Origin of the sequence: Citrobacter sp. Cu233 (genome assembly GCF_030332225.1) — a bacterium.
Taxonomy (GTDB): Bacteria; Pseudomonadota; Gammaproteobacteria; order Enterobacterales; family Enterobacteriaceae; genus Citrobacter.
The window spans coordinates 239,854-257,752 of the sequence record NZ_JAOWIF010000043.1 but is presented as its reverse complement, the minus strand read 5'-3'; the positions used below and the strand labels follow the sequence as shown (position 1 = coordinate 257,752).

25 protein-coding genes and 2 pseudogenes are annotated in these 17,899 nt (G+C 48.7%); all 27 read right to left on the bottom strand.

From position 1 onward, the window contains the following. A partial coding sequence (locus tag OGX95_RS22080) for a DUF6453 family protein (protein WP_286630991.1) occupies positions 1-924 on the bottom strand: 924 nt, incomplete at its 3' end. Then, positions 924-4,106: a TipJ family phage tail tip protein gene (locus OGX95_RS22075; RefSeq protein ID WP_286630990.1), complete on the bottom strand. Its 3,183-nt coding sequence runs from the start codon at positions 4,104-4,106 to the stop codon at positions 924-926. The genes OGX95_RS22080 and OGX95_RS22075, both read right to left, overlap by 1 nt. Before the next feature lie 9 nt (positions 4,107-4,115). Next, on the bottom strand, positions 4,116-4,643 hold the full coding sequence (locus tag OGX95_RS22070; RefSeq protein WP_286630989.1) for a tail assembly protein: 528 nt from the start codon (positions 4,641-4,643) through the stop codon (positions 4,116-4,118). After that, entirely contained in the window at positions 4,586-5,305 is a 720-nt protein-coding gene (locus OGX95_RS22065; RefSeq protein WP_286630988.1) for a C40 family peptidase, read from the bottom strand. The genes OGX95_RS22070 and OGX95_RS22065 overlap by 58 nt, the downstream gene beginning before the upstream one ends. Further along, a complete protein-coding gene (locus OGX95_RS22060; RefSeq protein ID WP_353655432.1) occupies positions 5,305-6,093 on the bottom strand; it encodes a phage minor tail protein L in 789 nt (262 codons plus the stop codon). The genes OGX95_RS22065 and OGX95_RS22060 overlap by 1 nt, the downstream gene beginning before the upstream one ends. Positions 6,094-6,146: 53 nt before the next feature. Continuing rightward, positions 6,147-6,629, bottom strand: coding sequence for a hypothetical protein (locus OGX95_RS22055; protein WP_199983975.1), 483 nt, complete (start codon positions 6,627-6,629; stop codon positions 6,147-6,149). A gap of 72 nt (positions 6,630-6,701) precedes the next feature. Next, a complete protein-coding gene (locus OGX95_RS22050; protein ID WP_016062812.1) occupies positions 6,702-7,004 on the bottom strand; it encodes a hypothetical protein in 303 nt (100 codons plus the stop codon). Beyond that, the gene (locus OGX95_RS22045) at positions 6,997-7,371 is read right to left on the bottom strand and encodes a hypothetical protein (RefSeq protein WP_042889549.1); all 375 of its coding nucleotides are present in this window, start codon (positions 7,369-7,371) and stop codon (positions 6,997-6,999) included. Before OGX95_RS22045 ends, OGX95_RS22050 begins: the two co-directional genes overlap by 8 nt. Positions 7,372-7,541: 170 nt before the next feature. Continuing rightward, positions 7,542-7,970 (bottom strand): hypothetical protein, encoded by a 429-nt coding sequence (locus tag OGX95_RS22040; protein WP_181216628.1) that lies wholly within the window; start codon positions 7,968-7,970, stop codon positions 7,542-7,544. Next, positions 7,967-8,524 (bottom strand): Panacea domain-containing protein, encoded by a 558-nt coding sequence (locus tag OGX95_RS22035; protein ID WP_286630987.1) that lies wholly within the window; start codon positions 8,522-8,524, stop codon positions 7,967-7,969. The genes OGX95_RS22040 and OGX95_RS22035 overlap by 4 nt, the downstream gene beginning before the upstream one ends. 412 nt (positions 8,525-8,936) lie before the next feature. Beyond that, positions 8,937-9,227: a DUF6246 family protein gene (locus OGX95_RS22030; RefSeq protein WP_286630986.1), complete on the bottom strand. Its 291-nt coding sequence runs from the start codon at positions 9,225-9,227 to the stop codon at positions 8,937-8,939. Between the two features lie 38 nt (positions 9,228-9,265). Continuing rightward, positions 9,266-9,748 (bottom strand): annotated as a pseudogene (locus OGX95_RS22025) (putative metallopeptidase); the annotation flags it as partial. Positions 9,749-10,157: 409 nt separating this feature from the next. Next, positions 10,158-10,367: a hypothetical protein gene (locus OGX95_RS22020; RefSeq protein WP_199963772.1), complete on the bottom strand. Its 210-nt coding sequence runs from the start codon at positions 10,365-10,367 to the stop codon at positions 10,158-10,160. A 440-nt stretch (positions 10,368-10,807) separates the two neighbouring features. Further along, positions 10,808-11,266, bottom strand: coding sequence for a lysis protein (locus OGX95_RS22015; protein WP_199963773.1), 459 nt, complete (start codon positions 11,264-11,266; stop codon positions 10,808-10,810). Further along, positions 11,263-11,811 (bottom strand): lysozyme, encoded by a 549-nt coding sequence (locus tag OGX95_RS22010; protein WP_199963774.1) that lies wholly within the window; start codon positions 11,809-11,811, stop codon positions 11,263-11,265. Before OGX95_RS22010 ends, OGX95_RS22015 begins: the two co-directional genes overlap by 4 nt. Further along, positions 11,783-12,061: a phage holin gene (locus OGX95_RS22005; RefSeq protein WP_003826170.1), complete on the bottom strand. Its 279-nt coding sequence runs from the start codon at positions 12,059-12,061 to the stop codon at positions 11,783-11,785. The genes OGX95_RS22010 and OGX95_RS22005 overlap by 29 nt, the downstream gene beginning before the upstream one ends. 346 nt (positions 12,062-12,407) lie before the next feature. Further along, positions 12,408-12,596 carry a hypothetical protein gene (locus OGX95_RS22000; protein ID WP_040230847.1) on the bottom strand — a complete coding sequence of 63 codons (189 nt, stop codon included), beginning with the start codon at positions 12,594-12,596 and terminating at the stop codon, positions 12,408-12,410. Positions 12,597-13,597: 1,001 nt separating this feature from the next. After that, positions 13,598-14,278 (bottom strand): bacteriophage antitermination protein Q, encoded by a 681-nt coding sequence (locus OGX95_RS21995; protein ID WP_040230844.1) that lies wholly within the window; start codon positions 14,276-14,278, stop codon positions 13,598-13,600. Beyond that, a complete protein-coding gene (locus OGX95_RS21990; protein WP_137378508.1) occupies positions 14,275-14,406 on the bottom strand; it encodes a YlcG family protein in 132 nt (43 codons plus the stop codon). The genes OGX95_RS21995 and OGX95_RS21990 overlap by 4 nt, the downstream gene beginning before the upstream one ends. Then, a complete protein-coding gene (locus tag OGX95_RS21985) occupies positions 14,403-15,011 on the bottom strand; it encodes a recombination protein NinG (protein ID WP_286630985.1) in 609 nt (202 codons plus the stop codon). Before OGX95_RS21985 ends, OGX95_RS21990 begins: the two co-directional genes overlap by 4 nt. 2 nt (positions 15,012-15,013) lie before the next feature. Beyond that, on the bottom strand, positions 15,014-15,220 hold the full coding sequence (locus OGX95_RS21980; protein ID WP_286630999.1) for a hypothetical protein: 207 nt from the start codon (positions 15,218-15,220) through the stop codon (positions 15,014-15,016). Then, entirely contained in the window at positions 15,220-15,822 is a 603-nt protein-coding gene (locus OGX95_RS21975) for a DUF1367 family protein (protein WP_286630984.1), read from the bottom strand. The genes OGX95_RS21980 and OGX95_RS21975 overlap by 1 nt, the downstream gene beginning before the upstream one ends. Positions 15,823-16,052: 230 nt before the next feature. Continuing rightward, complete coding sequence (locus OGX95_RS21970) at positions 16,053-16,259, bottom strand: hypothetical protein (RefSeq protein ID WP_286630983.1); 207 nt, start codon at positions 16,257-16,259, stop codon at positions 16,053-16,055. A 110-nt stretch (positions 16,260-16,369) separates the two neighbouring features. Continuing rightward, positions 16,370-16,696, bottom strand: a complete 327-nt coding sequence (locus OGX95_RS21965; RefSeq protein WP_115602198.1) for a hypothetical protein — start codon at positions 16,694-16,696, stop codon at positions 16,370-16,372. A 66-nt stretch (positions 16,697-16,762) separates the two neighbouring features. Further along, complete coding sequence (locus OGX95_RS21960; RefSeq protein WP_286630982.1) at positions 16,763-17,020, bottom strand: DNA polymerase III subunit theta; 258 nt, start codon at positions 17,018-17,020, stop codon at positions 16,763-16,765. A 37-nt stretch (positions 17,021-17,057) separates the two neighbouring features. Next, a pseudogene (locus tag OGX95_RS23075) lies at positions 17,058-17,156 on the bottom strand (DNA methyltransferase); the annotation flags it as partial. Between the two features lie 76 nt (positions 17,157-17,232). Further along, on the bottom strand, positions 17,233-17,604 hold the full coding sequence (locus OGX95_RS23070) for a DUF551 domain-containing protein (RefSeq protein ID WP_502872791.1): 372 nt from the start codon (positions 17,602-17,604) through the stop codon (positions 17,233-17,235). Between the last annotated feature and the right edge of the window lie 295 nt (positions 17,605-17,899).

The following is a 17,899-nucleotide window of genomic DNA, read 5'->3' as shown; positions in this document are numbered from 1 at the left end:
GAGAATGGGCATGGTGATATTTCTGTTACGGGTCATATCCCATCCATTGCTGAAGTAATTACCAAAAACCCGGTTATAGGCAGACCTGACGCTACCGCCCGACATCACAACACCTTTTGTGCGAAGGTTCCCGTAGCCGCCGTCCATACGGACCTGTGCGCCGGTATAAACTATCTGGCAGAACCCGCCGCCAATATCCTGGAATGCATCGGTAATCTGGATTTGTCGGTCATATACAAAGGGGCGTTTCAGCGTGGAGAACGTGACCTGACCTGCGGCGTTGGTCATAGTGATGCCATCACCGCCGACAGGTGCAGTCTGATTGAATATCACCAGGTCTATGGTCGCCGTTCCGGCCACGTCGTCCCGCCCTGTGTACGAGATATCGCGAACGATAATATTGCCGCCATCAAACCCCACCGATACATTCGGGTTATCCCATTTACCAAAAGGAATGCCGCCAACCGGGAGAGATGCGATACCGTTAACTGTGATGCGCCCGGACCAGGCACAGGTCATCAGCGCAGCCTGATTAGATATGGCGGTGAAGTCGGTAGAGTTCGCAACCAGCAACCCTTCGTTATAAGTCGCTGCAGGCAGCAGTTCCATAACGTAGCCGGACCAGTCCGGAGTAAGGGTTTTACCCCCGATTGTCTCAGCGCCAATGATGACCCCGGAGTCCCCGTTTCGGGTGACCCCCGTCATAATGGCTACATCAAATTCAGCAAATGAGTAGGTGTAGACAGGATTGGTGGGTATCACAATAACCTGAGAGCCTGGAACCAGTGGCGTGTATACCGGGTACTGCATTGGCTGGGATGACCAGCCCGAGAACGATGTGCAAAAACTGGGGGCCCGCAGCCCCGCAGTAATTGCCATCACCGGACGGCCATCGTTGTAATCAATCAGAATACCTTCCGGCATTATGACCACCTCCCGACAACAACCCGTCCACCGCCAGACAAATTGACAGTTAGTCCATTACCGTTGATAACGACGGTGTTATTCGTGCCGTTAAATGCAAACTGACCACTGTTCGCATAAAACTGACCATGAAATTCACAGTTACCATTTTTATCGATATTCCACCCGGCCCCTGAAGGACCTGAAACGAAAGAGGTGGACCTGATATAATTGCCAATCTTTGCATTGGTGATACTGCCATCCTGAATTAAAGCATCACGGATAAATACCTGTCCGTTATAGACAAAGAACGCAGCAGTGTAATTTCCCGGATCACTTCCGGAGTAAATACCGAACTGGTCAGCAGCAAAAACCACCGTGGATTTATAACTGCTCCCCGATGGCTCAATGGACATGCCGAATCCGGCATTGTATTTCACACCGTTTCTGACAATGCCAAGGTTCAGGGTGTATGATGCTTTCGCAGTGCCATCGCTTTTAACCTCGGCGGTCATCTTCTGGTTAACAGCAGCCATCAGCTCACCTTCAGGACCGATCTGCGCCTGAACATAATCGCCCAGTTCAGCGAATGCACCATCCAGATTTGCAACAGTGGTGGTCACCGTCATGACTTCGGCTTTGACTTCACCGTACTGCTCAAACTGACGCTGTACCGTGCCGTGATTGGCGAGGGCATTTTCCATTATGCCTTCAAGGTTTGTATCAACACCCTCCTGAACATTTTTAAACGCATCTGACTCTCGTATTTGCTCATCAATAAACTCTATCATCCCTGGAATATCAGATGACGCCTGCCCGGATGCTTCAACAAATTCAGATACCCCGAAAGCATTCCTGGTACGAACATAAACGTAATACGTTTTATCTGCCTGTAGACCATGAAGCGTCCACTGGTTAGAGCGCCCTAGGAACTGAGTCTGGTCTTCAATGTCTGCCGGATTGACGATCTGATTTTGCCCGGAGAACCAGAATTCAAACGAAGTGTCTGTCGTTGCAGTAATGCGCATAACAGGAACCAGGTCTGCAGAGAACAGGCCAGGCGTCCAGATAACACTGGATGGCGCAGGTGGTGCACCGATAACCATGCTGACTTGCGTCTCAGCACCTTTCATTCCGTTTTCATTGCGACCGCGAACACCCAGCGTGTAGCTACCAGCATTCAGACCGAAAAACTCATAGCGGAACTGGTCTGTTTCGTACTGAGTGACCACTTTGCCGTCGTCGGTATACACGTATAACTCAAACACCAGCTTTTTAGTGGTGGTTGCCGTCTCCCAGGTGGTCGTGACCTGGACTGTCTCAGAGTTTGTGTTGATGATGCGCAGGTTCTCCACGTTCGGCACGCGGTAACCGTTCAGCGTATCGTTGGGAACATCAAACACGGCACCTTCATCAACAATGGCCTGTTTGTTCCGATCATGTTGCGATGCAGTGATGCTGTAGACTGAATTATTATCCGTCTCTGCAACGCTCAGGATGCGGAAGAGTCTGCTAGAAACATTGCTGGTAGAAATGGCAAATACAGTACCGTCACGAACCCATGCTGGCGTTGTTTTCAGTGTCACTATATTGGCCGCAATGCTGACAATTTTATACTTAATGAACTTGCCGTCATTACCCATGATCGACATGGTGTCGCCTTCTGATATCAGAGACGAATCAACTGCATCAACAGTGATTTTGTTACCCGCATGCGACATGATGCGACCACCAAGACGCGCACCAGCATAGTTGTTATCCATGATTTCAACGATATCACCCGGCGTGAAGTGGATAGCATCGCGCGCCATCTGGAATGACAGCCTGCTGCTCTCGCGCTTTGCGGTTTCCAGAAGCCATTTCCCGGCTCGCCATGCCTGACCGCGTGAAGTACAGCCGAATGCTTCCAGAGTGGTTTCGTTGTAGTTGCCGCGGGAGATCATCTCATCGTCGGAAACATACTCTTTTACCTGTTCCCAGCCGTTATCCGGGTCAGTCCAGGATACAACAACTGCATTGTATTTCTCTGAACGCTTCACGGAACTACGTTTGAACTCGCCATCAACCACGTTAGCATTTGTAATTGTCGCAATCGGATCCTGTGGCGCGTCAAGCATGACGGACAGGCGCATCCCGTCCCACAGAGCAATGCCGCGAAACATGCTCGCTATCTTGTCAAGAATGTCACGCGCACTCGCCTGCTCGGTAATATAAGCATTCAGCGTCATTCTTGGTTCCTGACCGCCGTAGCCGTCATTAACAAGTTGATCGCAATACCGTGAGAGAACATAGAGCGCGCCGTCATCTACATCGATATAACCGGCACGTTTCGCCAGGCCAAAACGGGTATTCTTCGCCAGTTCACGAAACAACCAGGCCGGATTGTTAGTCCACGCTTTTTTGAATCCGCCAGTCCACAACCCTGAATAGGTTCTGGCGATCGGGTCGTAATTATCAGGAACGTCCACAATCAGTCCGCGAAGATGGTATGTCCTGCTCGGAGTATCGGTGTACTGGTCACGGTCGATAACCGCCCCCGCAATAGCAGAGAACGGATAGTTCAGGTTATCGTCGGTGATCTCGCTGTAGCTGTTCCAGATGGTGCTGTTTGACAGCAAATCACTGGTGCTGTCCGGTGTAATGCGTCTGACACGAATATCGAACGGTTTGATTTCTGGCGCATCAATCAGGTGCGCTTCAAGATACTCGCCGGAAATTTTCCCTGGGCCTATAGTAACGTTTTTTTCGATAACCCATCCGGTTGAACCGGTTCGGGACTCGATGACCATAGTTACTGAGGTGTTTTTCTGGTTTCCTTTGGTGTCCTGCTCCACCAGCCCGGTTGTACCGACGTTAAAACGAACGCGGGTTACATCCTGGTCTGTAATGGTGCGTACCAGCGGTGTATCGTAGTTGACTTCCGTATTAACGATGGTTGTTGCTTCGATTGCAGAGAAGCCATTAATTGGCGACTGCGTTTCAGATCCCGGCCTCCATGCTACGCTTACGCCGTTGACGCTGACGTTTCCGTTAGCGTCAGTAACCGGCGTTTTGTTCAGCCTGAATGAAGACAGATGTGACTGATCAACCGGCCCGTAAATCGGACCTTCACTGATAAGGTCGAGTACCCGGTAAAATTGTTTTGATTTGAGGTTATCGTCGAGGAGTTTGGGGGTTGATGCTTTACCGCCACCTGAAGACATAGCGCCACCTTAGCTGATTGATTCTGTCCAGTCCTGATTGTTACTTGTGTCAATGCCGAGAGAAATGACGTTCGAGCCGACCTCCATTTCTCCGAGAAGAATTGGCACCGGGCGCCCTTGCCCGACGCGGTTTTCTGCGCTGGTAAATGAGTTGTTGGTCAGCGTGTTATTCTCTGCCGATTCTGCTGACGTTTTAGTTTTCATGTTGCGGGCCATATAAATAGAGTACGCAACAGATGCAGCGGCGATGACCAGAGTGGCAACAAGAGCTACAGTTCCCGAAATAGCCCCTTCAATTACCGGCACAAACAACACTGTAGAACCGTCTTTAAGGCTTCTGTCCATATGCCACTGCACGGAATCTTCTGTCACCTCATCACCTGCAACACGCATCCTGATCCGGGAACCAAGAAATGCTTTTTTAAATTCGTGATTCTGGGAAAGGATCAACCGCAATCCCTGCGCTGGCGTATCAACGTTCAGAGAGACCTGGCGGTAAAATCGGCGTAAATTGCCCGCAAATTTAAAGATGAGCACTGTTCGTGTCTCCATATGGAATGTATCTGCTTAACGTATGCCGGGCGCATTGGTTCTCTCCGGCTCAGGTGTCCCGCGTGGTCGTGGTGAAGCACCATGTTGTTATCGAGGTGAATCATTGCGTGGCAAGGGTCAGCACCGGGGAATGGTTGCCTGATAATGACGTCGCCTGGTTGCGCCTCACCTGGCGATACCTGGTGAAAGCCATTGAGCGGCATGTTTTTCAGGTAGAGGTTTTCACCACGTAACCACCAACCATTCGCACGTTCAAAGTTCGGCAGGTCAATGCCGCACAGATGATATGCATCTCTGAACAGGGTGTAGCAGTCCATAACGCCATGCTCGAACTTACGCCCCAGAAGGAATGGCACTGGCCTGTATTTTCGAATTATTCCGCCGCATGCCAGCCACCACGAAAGCCCTGTAACCCCTTGCATCTGGCGATCAGCGCCAGACAGGGACGGTACGTTTTGTGGGTGCGAGTGGAATACCGCCACGACATCTCCCGCTTCCTCGGCTGCAAGCCATTCATCATCACTTATGCGGAAATGCTTGTCCGGCTCGGGGTGCACATTCCTGCAGCGGAACAGTCGATCATCATTCAGGATTAAACCGCACACCTCATTCTGCGACGATGCCGCATATTCGAGTAACTCTTGCATCAGGAAACCTTCTGAGAGCCGGGGAAACTGCTGATTGGCATTGGTTCCGGTCGCGGATAACGGAAGCGGCAGCCGCTACGGCGGTGAGAGCACTTGTCTTTCGCCGGATCCGTGGTTGGATTGTCGCGCTCATCTGCAACGGGAGGCCCGTCATATCCACACCCGACGCCGCGATACTGCCACTGGCACACGTCGGCGAGAATAGTGCGAGCCGGGATAATGGCGTTATCGCAGTCAATCGGTGTCGCCAGCGTGTAGGTCACCTGCTCGAACGTCTCTTCCGTCATCTCTTCAACGACGTAGCGGGAAACAGCCTCCTGAGTTGGGTCGGCATCAGGGTTACCGTTCGGGAAGTTCACCGCGTCCAGATATTTCACCGGAACCTGACGCCGGGTAATAACCACGCCCAGCATGTCATCAAAGTCATGGTTGATGCCCGTAAGCAAACCGGTAACGTTCGCCACCGCCATTGACGGGCGGGCATATGTGCCTTCGTTCTTTGACTCGAATCCTTCCACTGCTATTGGGTACGCCTGATACTGGTTACCTTTCCATATAACATTACCGTAATAGCCATTTGTGCCGGAATGAAACCGGATAGCCATCAGAGAAGTGGCAACCCGGCTCAAAGATCCGAATGAGGAAGTGAGAGATGATGCAGCCTTATCAGCCCGCTTGAAACCGCCTTCCATGCCGTCTGTTACGTCACGCACTTGCTTGTCAGCTCTCAGCAACTGAGCCGTATCAGCCTTAATCACATATTCAATATCGCCGACGTTTTGGGTCATTTCACTTTCTCCGGGCAATAAAAAACCCCGCCGGAGCGAGGTTTTTTGTAACTTTAATTACAGTTTATCGGTCGTCCAATGAAGATTATGTCTCCATAAGCTTCGTTTGTATTTTTTATGCGCAATACTTGGTTATTTCGAATAAATGCCCAATAACGCTGTTTCCCTACATAACCACCGTATGAGTTCTTCGCATTGACGTAAACACAGGTTGAATACCCATAGATGAAGTTGCCTTGATCTACCATAACCTCCTTGCGTGGATTGGTCATGTCCGTAAACCTGGCTGAATCTGGATCCTTCAACTGCTCTTTGATGGCATCTTCGACGAGTTTTTTATAATTCTGTGGTTTAGCACCAACATCAGCAGTGTCTAAATTAATGTTTTTAACTTTTTCTGCAAACTCTGCATCCTTACGTTTTGCCTCCTGCATGGTTTTCTCATAGTCCACCGTCGAAGGGGGAGTATAAACGTAACCAGGGGCGCAGCCGGAAAGAAATGAACCAACAATAAATACAGCAGCAAGCTTTCTCATATCCCTATTCCCATCAGTATATAATCGGACTAATCCTAGCAGGGATCGGGCGACGACAAAACTAGTTACATGTCACTTGGTGACTAGGGCAATGAACAAGGGAACAAGTATTGCCGATACCAAAAGGCCAACCAGCCATTTTTGGTTGTCGTCGATCTTATCAATGAACCGCTTTTCCATTGATGAAAGGTTTTGGTTGATGCTTTTCAGCTCAGATTCAATGCCTCGGATGTTTCGCTCTCGCAGTTCGTCTGTGGCTTCAAGTCTTGCAAGTCTCTCGCGTGTGTACATATCGCCTCCGTCACCGCCGCTACCGCCACCACCATGTTTTGGGAAGTCTACAACGTGAATATTGTCATCCATCTTGCTATTCATTAGTCCCTTTCCCTGAATCTGAAAGCTTCTGCTCCACCCATTTCAATACCGGCCACGTTGCAAAATGCATCGAATACGCACAGTTTTTGCATATCAATCGATACTCATATTTCACCAATGAGTATGGTGGACCTTCTGTGTCGAGTTTGACTGGGATGGCATAAGTGCTGCTTTCGCACCCTTCAGGCCCTACAGTCATCGAACTGGCGTTAGGGATAGAAATATCATCACTACCACAAATTGGACATATGACTGTTTTGACGCCGCGTTCGAAAAGATATTCAGAGAATAGCTCTGGAGTGACTTTCTCCAGTCGTCGCTGAAGTGTCAGTTGAAGCTGCATTTGGCGCTGTTTTTCATCTTCCACGTTGATTCACCACGAAATGTATTTCCGTAAATTTATCACGCGGGACATTGCTATATAAACTGATCATCTATCCATGGCGACGACAAACCCCGCAGTTAAGCGGGTTTTGTCAAAATTAGTAATGTATTGATTAATAGCAATATATCAAGGGTGATCGTGTCAGAGACAGATTACGCAGCATCATTTGCCGCAGAAGGAACACAATATTTCTGATAGTAATTTTTTATCACTGGTTTTACATGTGGAGATATTTCGAATCCAGTCAGGATGCGCTGGAAGGTACTTACTTCACACGGCTGATGTACTCGAATATCCCCAGAAGTTACGCCATGAATTACGGTTTCAGCACCAAAAATCTCAGCCCGTCTATAAAAAACATAGCTGGGATGTCTTATAAATGGGTGGTCGCCAACATCCAGAACACAGGATGGGTCAGTCTCAAAAGCATCAGTGATTGAAGTAAGATTTACAGCAAGAAAAGTTTCTTTCACCATCTTGGGGTAGTACACCGGATCGTTACAGATAAAAAAGATATGCTCCCTCGAGCCAGAAAGAAGGAGTATTGTACCTTTTTGAACTGGGGAAAAATCCACTGTCATTTCAACCCACTGACTATCCTATCAAGTTCTGAGAATTCTCTCATTCTGTCCGCTAAATGTCTAACCTGTTCTTCCTGCTTTCCTAGCGCACGAAACACATTTTCAGGATTAATTGTAAAGGCACCACCTTTAGGGTCACACCATTCGGAACAGTGATCATGGGTATAATCTCGAATTTGCCATTTACCCATATGCCCGAAATCTTGATAAACGCAGTCTAAAACAGAAAGGTCTGCATCACTAAGCTCATCAAGATCATCACGCTGAATTTCGCGTTCCTGCAATTGAAGATCGTAATGGTCAGCATCTGTGATCCAGTTGTTCCAGCCTTCATCTCCTCGAGCAGCTCCTTTCATCAAGTCCAAGGAACGCGACAAGACAGGCCCGTGAGGCATAGCTACCATCAGATCACCAGTTAATGGTTCACCGAAGCGGTCCATTGAAACACGATCAGATAGGTACATTAATTTCATGAGCTTCAGATATGCCATGCGTCCACCTTCTTTCGAAAGTAGATAGGCAGCTATCTGAGCTACTCTTTCTTCGCAGAACATAGTTGAACCTCTAAATCATTAATTAAAGCGGAAATCTACACTGATTCTATAGCCAGCTATAACTTTTAAGCAATCTTCATTTGGTCAAGATAGCCCCACGTTCGACGATGTTCGCAATGACCACTTTGCAAGTTAACCGCATTTTCGAAGAAGTTACCCCTCAGGTAATAGTAAACTATTGTCACGTTCTCGGGAGATAGGCAGGGCCTATGATCCGCTTCAATTGCTCATCAAAGTCATAAATAGCACTTTTTGCACAAAAGCAGGTCCTGCTTACAATGCACTACGCCATAAATTGCTGTAGTATTTCGCGCCCTCTGAATGACTCGATTAAAACTTAACCACATAGACCAATTGGGGATCAACAACAAGCCCCGCTTTAGCGAGACTTGTTGTGTTGTTCCGAAGGTAATTAATGCGGCCCATTCCGCTGCGCGTCGATCGCCAGCATTTGCTCTGCCCAGTCCATTACTTCGTCGTACTTCTCCTGAGTCGGCACTTTTGCTTTTTCCTTCTGCGGGAATTTTGCATTCATTGCCGCGCGGAAGCTGGTCATTGTCATGTTCCAGGCGTCTGACTCGCTTATGCAGAGGTGAGCAACAGCGGTGTAGACGAATGACCGTACATCGAATTTGTCGCTGTATTCTCCCTTCTTACCTTCGAACTCTTCCGGTGGCTGGTCGCCCATTACGCCATGAAACATCAGGTGGCGAGCAAGGTGGATAACATCCTCAATCGGAATGGCTCCCCGGTATCTTTGTTGAACTTCGGCGCGCCGAAATCATCGGTGGCCTGGGCAATGTGGTAAAGCTCATGCTCTACCAGGGCGCAGAATTCAAGGTCGCTGCATTGTGAGCAGTAGTCGGCTGCCAGCGTGATGATGAACTTCGGGATGCGCCCGAACCATTCATACATCTGCTGTTCCATTCTGGCTTTCTGCCAACCACCTGCGCGGAGCATTACCTGTTCGGCCTGTCCGAGAACGTAGCGCCCTTTCTTCGCGAATGAGTCAGAAGCCCACATAAAACACAAATCAGCTTCCATTAAATGAGCGTGGTCTGGGTTATGGATGCTTCCGCTATCGCTGAGGATTTGATGGCTTATCCAGTCATGCACTTCATTGGCGGGAATCAATCTGGTGTAGGGCTGCCAGTTATCGGGACCAATGAAATTAACTGGTGGGTATGGGCGTTGCTGAAGGTCTCCCCAGTCCGGTTTAGCCATGAATTGATCTCAATCATTAAATAGGATGATAACGTTGACACTTGAAAACACACATCTATTAACTTTGCGTTCTAAGCATCAATTCCGGTGCTGAATAAGGACCCAGAATGAACAAAAGTGAAGTGCTAACAACATCGAGAGTCGAAATGACACGCCGCAGTAAGGCGCATGTAGATACTGCGTGGTTCTCAGATGAAACATCGGATGAGCAAGCAGACACTATCACAGCATTACGAGAACTTGAGCGGGAGGGCAAAATTCGAGTTACCGACCGAGCACCTAACAATATAATCTCATGCTTTGTGCTGGCTTAATTTTTCTCCATTGCCATTACGATGGGTCTACCCATGGTGATGGCAATAAAAAACCGCCCGGAGGCGGTTCATATATTTATCAGCTTGCAGTTCTGTTATTTCAATGCCGCCTGAATAGAGTCAGCTAACGCGTTGATCTCTTGTGCTACATGCTTCATATCCCACAACGTTTTTGAATTATTGCTATCGGCAGTGTTGGCCGACACTGATGCTTTTGCAATTTCGAGGGCCGCCTGAACTGCGATCAAACGTTTTTCTTGCTCGGTGGTAGATATGAGGCCATTTTCGTAGTAATTCGTTAACATAACAATTCCCTTTTTCACCCTGCCGAAGTGGTGGGCTGCAAAATATAAATGGGGATTTCACAACATAATTCAAGGCCATTATCGCAGACACTCAGTGAATGCCTGCTGTAATGCCTCTGACCATCGTTTTGATAACATGCAGAATCACTGGGATCGACAAAGTGATTCTAAAGGCAAGGAGCACGCTGGCAGTGATCTCGTAGATAATGTCTACAGTCATATATTCCATTAGCGGCGTATACATGACGACCCTGAACCCAACAAGATACAAGCCAACCAGGAATATGTAAGCGAGAACACTCTTTAGAACAAAGAGCGCCAACGGTTTTAGCGCTAACTTTTTATTCCAGTCGAAGGCATCTCTTAACGTTCGAAAGTAATTCAACATCCCTGGCTCTCACTTATTAAGCCTTATGTGGTTGGCATTTTAACGCGTGAACTCACCTGATGCACTGTGTTTTGATGTATTCCTGTAGTGCTCTCAGGGATGTTTGGTCGCTGATGATTCCGGCCCTGACACCGAGAACGTTTCGTCCAGCAACGTCAGAGAGTTCGACGGTGGCATCATTGCCCACGCTGGAGGCGCTGGAGGTTTGGGTTGAGGCTGGCATAGGACATCGGCCTTTGACGAGCACCCGACCACCATCATCAAGCTTGCGCTGCAGAGCATCATTTTCAGCTTTAGCATCCGCCAGTTCCTTCGTGTATTTGGCATCCAGTGCAGCAACATCGCGCTGCCGGGTTGTCATGTCAGTGATTGTTTCCTGCCGCTGCTTAGCCAGTGATTCGGCAGCATCTGCTCGCCGGGTCTCTTTACTAATCTGACCAAACAGGATGTAAATAATCAGGATTGATAGGAGTAACTCAAGGCCGATAATCAACCATGCTTTGAGAGTCATTTATCTATCTCCCAGCACGTCAGCGCGCTTTCCTGGTCTCGTCGTTCTACCTGGCCATAGCAGCCATTTTTCTGGCCTTTCGTCAGGCGACAATCGCGGCCACCGTCTTTAATCCACCAGCGAATAGCTTCACAGGCTCCTTTACGGTCGCCAGCGTTTATTCGCTTATAGAACGTAGACGGGAAACATTTTCCGGGGCCGATGTTATATGGGCAGAAAGATGCGATACCGGCTTTCTGTGGTTCGGTCAGTGGTACCTTGATATTACGCTCAACCCACGCCAGCGCCTTGTCGCGTTCTATGGCGTTCACCTGGGCGCATTTCTGAACAGCCAGCTTCATGCCCTGAACTACTGGCTTACCATCAACCATCGTGGCGCCACGGCAAATGGTCCAGAGTCCGCCACCGTCGCGATATGCTGTAAGGCTGTTACCCTCTTTCTCATTAAGAAACTGATCGAGAATTACAGGTGCGGAAGCCCCGGCAAGAATTAACCCAACGACCGATGCGCTCAGTTTATTCTTCAGCTTTGGTGACATTGCCATTAAGCCGGTCCTCCCTTTCCTTTTTCCTGTAATACCAGTTCACTGCACAAGTGATAACAGTGCATGCGATACCGACAATAATTGCCCAGTCGCTCAGGCTTAACCCTGCAATTCTGTCGGCCAACATCCAGGACACCTCTTTTGCTGTTTTCGCTGTTTCGGCATATGCCTTCGCTGATACACCGCAGCCGGCAAGCGTGGTTCCTGATCCATATGAAAGTCTGCTGTAAATGGTGCTCATTCTGGTCATAGCCTCACCTCCGATAGTTCGGATGGCATTATCAGGTGTGATGTAATAATGGAGTGGTGATTCCCTTTTTTAGTGCAATCGCACTTCTGGAGTGCATACACCGTAACAAGGTCACCATAAGTAATTGATTTAATTCTCTGAAAAACTGGTTCATTTATTGCTTGATGAACATAACCAAATGGAACCAGAGGGATGAATGATGACAAATACTTTCTTTTACCATTTACAATACTGGGGTTACCTTGCAGTTCTAATATTCCTGTATCAGGCAGTCTTCAATTGAATGACTATTAAGAGCCTGAAAATAAAAATCCCCGGCCATAGCCAGGGATTTGATTTTTGTTTTTTATCGCGGCGGTTGCAGCGGCCCTGCGAGAACCTCTGCCTCACCGTTATAGCAAATGTCATCGCCTCTGGTCAGATGCCAGACACCTGTGATTGTTTTACCCGTTTCCAGATCATCAACAGTGTCATTCGTGTAATACGCTACCTGTACAATGCCTACATGCTGAATCCAGTAATACCCTTCTTTCATACATTCCTCCGCAATACTAAGCAAACAGTATAGAACGGAGCAGATGATGCAGCGTTGCAAGAAACCACAACAAACTCAATGTTTGCTGTCCAAGGTGCACATCCTGGCCTTAGAGCCTCACATCCGATTCTTCGGATGGCGCTGTGTGTATGAAAAGGGTCGCCATATGGCGACCTCTAAACTTTAAATAGGATTTTCTCAATGAACGGCTTCGTGATAAATAATCTGCCCGCCCATACCTGAAATCAGCTTATCTACTCGAATATAATCCGTATAGAAAAAAGATGGAGCATAATCCCAGTGACAGAGTGCGATTTCACGCTTCAGATATGTGTCATAGTAGATAACATGAGCCTTACATGACCTGGTTTTTCCTCCAGATTGCGTGGGGTATCTCATTTTGAATCGGTAATTGTCACTCACATGCTTATTAGCTGATGAGATCATTATTAACTCTGGAACGTTCCAAAAGGTAAAAGTCAGGTACATCATAACGGTGAGACAAACGCCAAAAAGCCTCTTAACCAGACCTGTTGAGAACTTATTACTTAGGTACACACGCCAAGCAATGAAAACTCCTATCACGAAGGAAGTCCCCACAATAACTGACTTATAAAGCACCCCATCAAAAAGGTATGTGTCGTGAGTTGTTTTGTCTGCCCATGCACACCAGATAACCCAAATGACTACGAAGCAGAATGAAATCAGCTCTACCTTTGTTGGCAACCTCATTATCATTAATCCATTTCTCAACTTCTTTGAAGCGAAATATATCAAATTGACAACTACCTTTGATACCTCGAAGTGAACTTAGACTTGACGCGTCTGGCAGGGATTTAGCCAGCGAGAATTCAATTATGGCTTGAGTGCTTTACCGCTTGTCTACATTCAAATAAAAAAGCCCAAGGCGTCAACCTCAGGCTTGAAAACTCATTTACTGCCAGTGCATACAACAATGGCACAATATCAGATTTACACGAAATATATGCCAATTAGTTCATTTATGCAATACCTTGCCGACAATTTGCTGCCTTTTGTTGTGAACGTGATCGCGAAACATGAAGTAACGCCTTGGAGTCGAGCCCCCTATAAAGGCTAATCATTGCATCGTAATGTTCCACGTAATTCTGAGACCAGTTTGTTTTGTTAACGCCCAACAGCGCAGCCAGATCGCCATACTGATACGGATCCTTCCCGGATAACGCGCGTTTCACATCCTGCGCAGCAAGCCAGATTAGCTGGCGTAAACGGTCTATCGTCTTCTTCGCTACTCGCTTCCCTTCCAACTGTTGGCTGAACTGATCCCAAGCCCAGCGTGTTATGGCGACCTGATTGTCCCAACCGGTGTTTTCGCTGTAGCTCCACAGCAACCAGGCCTTCTGGTGTTCTTCGAGCGTCATCAGTGCGCGGCGCCACGATGCGGTGGAGTATTCAACTGGCTGCACCAGAGGAATATGTGAACCCTTAGCATGCGACTGTTTGCCCGGTATTGGTGGGTTATCCAGCGTAAACAGTTTCCCGGTCACTTCATCCAGCACTCGAGGCTTTTTACGTTTAAACGTTCCAGTATCGAACTGTGCATTCTCAAGCCAGGCCATTAACTGCCCTTTCGTCGCACCACTTAAATCGGCGGTGGCCACCACCAGCTGCTGGCGCACATATTCGAGAAATTGAGTGTTCATACAGCACCGCCTATGATTTTGATGTAGTTCTTCAGTATTCGGTAGTCCGTCAGCACAGAGCCCGGGAAATGGTATAAGCGCAATCGCTGCCAGCGAACGCGAAGGATCTCGGTCAGTTCTGGTGTCATGCCGCCTCCCTGCTCTTAATCAACTCGCGACGCAGTGCGCTGTAATGCTTCCTGACGGCTTCGAGTTCTTCGATGGTGTATCGGTGTGGGACGTTATTGTTTTCGAGTGCCTCGACGCGTTCAGGCCCAATTTTTTCGATAAGGCCAAGGCGGTACTGCTGCTGATTACCCGACAACTGCACGTTACAGTGGTGGCACTGTTTACTGATATTGTCTTCGTGATAGCGAAGATGTGATGCCTTACCGCGTGAGCGGTAGTGACCTGCTTCCCACTGGACGGTTTCGAACGTCCCGCAGCTAATGCATGGCAGATCGGCATCACGCTCGCGGATGTAGTCATTGACGACACGCTGCGTTAAATCTTCCCAGTGCTTCAGCGGCTTAACTGCAGCTTTACGCTGGCGCCAGGCGGCTCGCTCTTTCTTCTCAGTGGCGCGCTGTTTGGCGGACTCCTTGCGTTGTGCGGCTCCCCGCGCTTTTCTGGTCTGCTCCTTGCCGACGATGCTGGCACACTCATAACCACATACGGTCTGCGTTTCACGCACCGGATGGAACCACTGTCGGCATTCTTTATTGGCGCACTTGCGGCGCGGTAGCTTAGCCATGCTCACCCCCACACCTTGTTTTGCCAGACGCGGCTTGGGCGTGGCGCTTTCTCGCTTTCCGGCAACTGCACGCTGATAGTCCATGTGATGTTGTCGCGGTTCAGGCTGCGCTCGACTTTGACGCCGCGGCGCTGGTAGTTCGCCACCAGTTCGTCGGCCTGCTCGGTTGTGCACTCGTGATGGTGAAACCAGGAATATTTCATCGCCATCACCCCGCAAAGCTCATGAGCTGCGCTGCGGCGTTTTCCGCTTCACGCTGGTCCTTGAATGCCCGGGACAATACCCAGCGCCACAGAACATCGAGTGCGGCTTTGTACAGTTGCTGGAACTCGGTTTCGTCCATGTTGGCGAAGGCAATACTGCGGGGATGTTTGCGAAGTGTTCCGTCAGGAAGCTGAATAGCGTCATAGTGACCAGACTCGACAATTACCCAGGCACGGTACGCGTCAAAGGATTTACACAGGCTGATCCCATTGGTAATTCGGCGACTGGCTACCTGCTCCAGATACTGCTCGGCAGCATCCAAAAGAGCGGACTCACTTCCCCCGAACGAAGCGAGGAATTTAGCGTACCCGGTCACCAATTTTCGTTCGTTGGAAGAGATCGCCCCGCCAGTGGGTTCCCAGTATTCAAACCCGAGATTCAGGAGCGCAAAGAAACGGCGATGGAATGCGGGATTCCTCACCTGACGAAATTCGGCTACCAGTACGGCGCCGAGTTTGATTTTTGATTGCAGTAAATCACTGGTCTCCGGCGTAGCGGGGATCAGGATTCCTGAGGAATGCTTGATGAGTTGTAGTTCGTGCGCCATGGTTTCTCTCCGTGGCGCATCAAGTTGTCAGTTGTTCAGGCTGACACTGACATTATGTACAGTTGATAATGGAAAATCAATGCAAGAAATCTCCGCTGTAGCGGGGCGAGTCAGGCAGAAATATCCTTTGGCTGGCACAATTCACGTTAATTGGCACACATCAGGGAGCAGAAATGGAATGGCACTGCCGTAGTTTAACAGGCAAAAAAAACCTCCTTATTAGGAGGTTTTCAGTTTTGACGGCGTTTAGGACGATCTAATTGCTTAACAAGTGTTACCATCAAGCGGATAAGAGCAACCATAACACCAGCGAATACACTCAAGGCTGTGTCACTTAGTTCAACTTTGCCAAATGCCAGCAGAACAAAAAGCATTAGGAAAGTTAACATAGCAAAACCAAAAGCAATGAGGACACTCTTTATCAAAAGGGTTCGCATCTAATTTCCCAATCAGATGCAGAGGTCACAACCAGTTGCTCAGACTGGCTGCGTCGTAATTATAACATTAAATTTGAGAGTATGTAATGTTGCTTGACGTTGCGCTTTGATTAAAACGGGGATGAATCTGCTTCTGATAGTCTGGTTGAATTTATGATAAACGTAACCACTCCTATCACATTCACATCATCAAGAACCTGCCCTTCAAGAGCTTCACCATCTGACGTGATAAGAGATTTCCCCATCAGCTTTGCAAACTGCATGGTGCCGCAGTTATTGATGAGTATCGTGTTGCCCTGCTGCACTCTCAGCGACCTGTTGATGACCGCATACCCGGATGATGTTTCAATGGAAATGCAGTTGGCATCAATATGGCACAGGATATCAATGTTCAGGGTACGCTCGACGTAGTCGTTAGCGGGAGACGGGAAGCCCATATAAACACCTCACAATAAATACTGTATACACATACAGTATAATCGTAATCTGGAGGTGTCAAACTGTTACTTCTTCTCGTTCTGCGCAGCCATGTCCAGATAGCGCGGATCGGATGCTTTCGGCAGTGTGATGCTCTGCTCACGGTAGTAGCGGACGCGCTCCATGAAGTATTCTCGAAAGTGTTCTGGCTGCTCTCGTGCTACCTGCTCAGCGATAACCGGCATGTTCAGGCGCTCTTTATACGCTACACCTGAAGCAGCCAGGTCGACGTTAACCTTGTCCTGCTCGTCTTTCGATTTTGCTGCGATGTTATGACCTGACATGATGAATCCCCCTCGATACATTGAGAGGGATTATAGGTCAGGCTGCTATTTGTTTCGACTGACAAAGTTCAGGCAAATTGGCTCTCACCAGCGCCTCAGCGAACGGCGGAGGGACGGCATTTCCGCAGCGTGCAACCAGAGTGAGAAAACCCGCCGCAGCGGGTTATTTTGTCGATATGGGAATTCACATATCGCTTGTATGGCAGGCTATATCAATCGCCAGCATCTGCGAGCTTTTGCATGACAACCGCGTAACGGGACATGCCGATTTCCAATGCTAACTTCACGTCCTGCTGAGGTGCTTCTGGTAATTCCCAGTACATCCAGTGCGTGACCGTGGCCTTGTCGTCGTTGTGGCAATCATCAATTCGTGGTCCGCCTTCCCAGTCAAAGAAGTAAAAAAATCCATTCGACCCAAGATATCCTTCATCCACATAATGGGCACAGTCTTCTTTTGCTCTTCGCCCATAAAGCGCAAGTTTCTTGCCAACACACGGAATACTCTCGCTTACCGGAATCCAACCATCCGGAGTTACCGGAGAGTTGCCAGCCTGGAGAATAGATTTCAGCGCTTCCCTTGGCATTGCCGACCAGGCAAGAAATACGTCTGGCCTTTCGACATCTTCTGTCGGGAGAGTGTTTTCTATTTCGTCCAGCGCATCACTTAGCTTCTGAAATGCGTCGTCTGGAACAACGTGGCACTCTTCGCCATCAACATCTTGCTGACAGCTATCATCTGCGAGTTCGAATGCGGCCCCGCAAACATTGAGCAGCATTTCAATAACGCGACGGTGTTCTGCTGTTACGCAATTCTCCGGCACTACCTGCGCTGGCGGGGTAGTGTAGAGTGGAATTACCGCATCTCCCATTGGCTGAGAC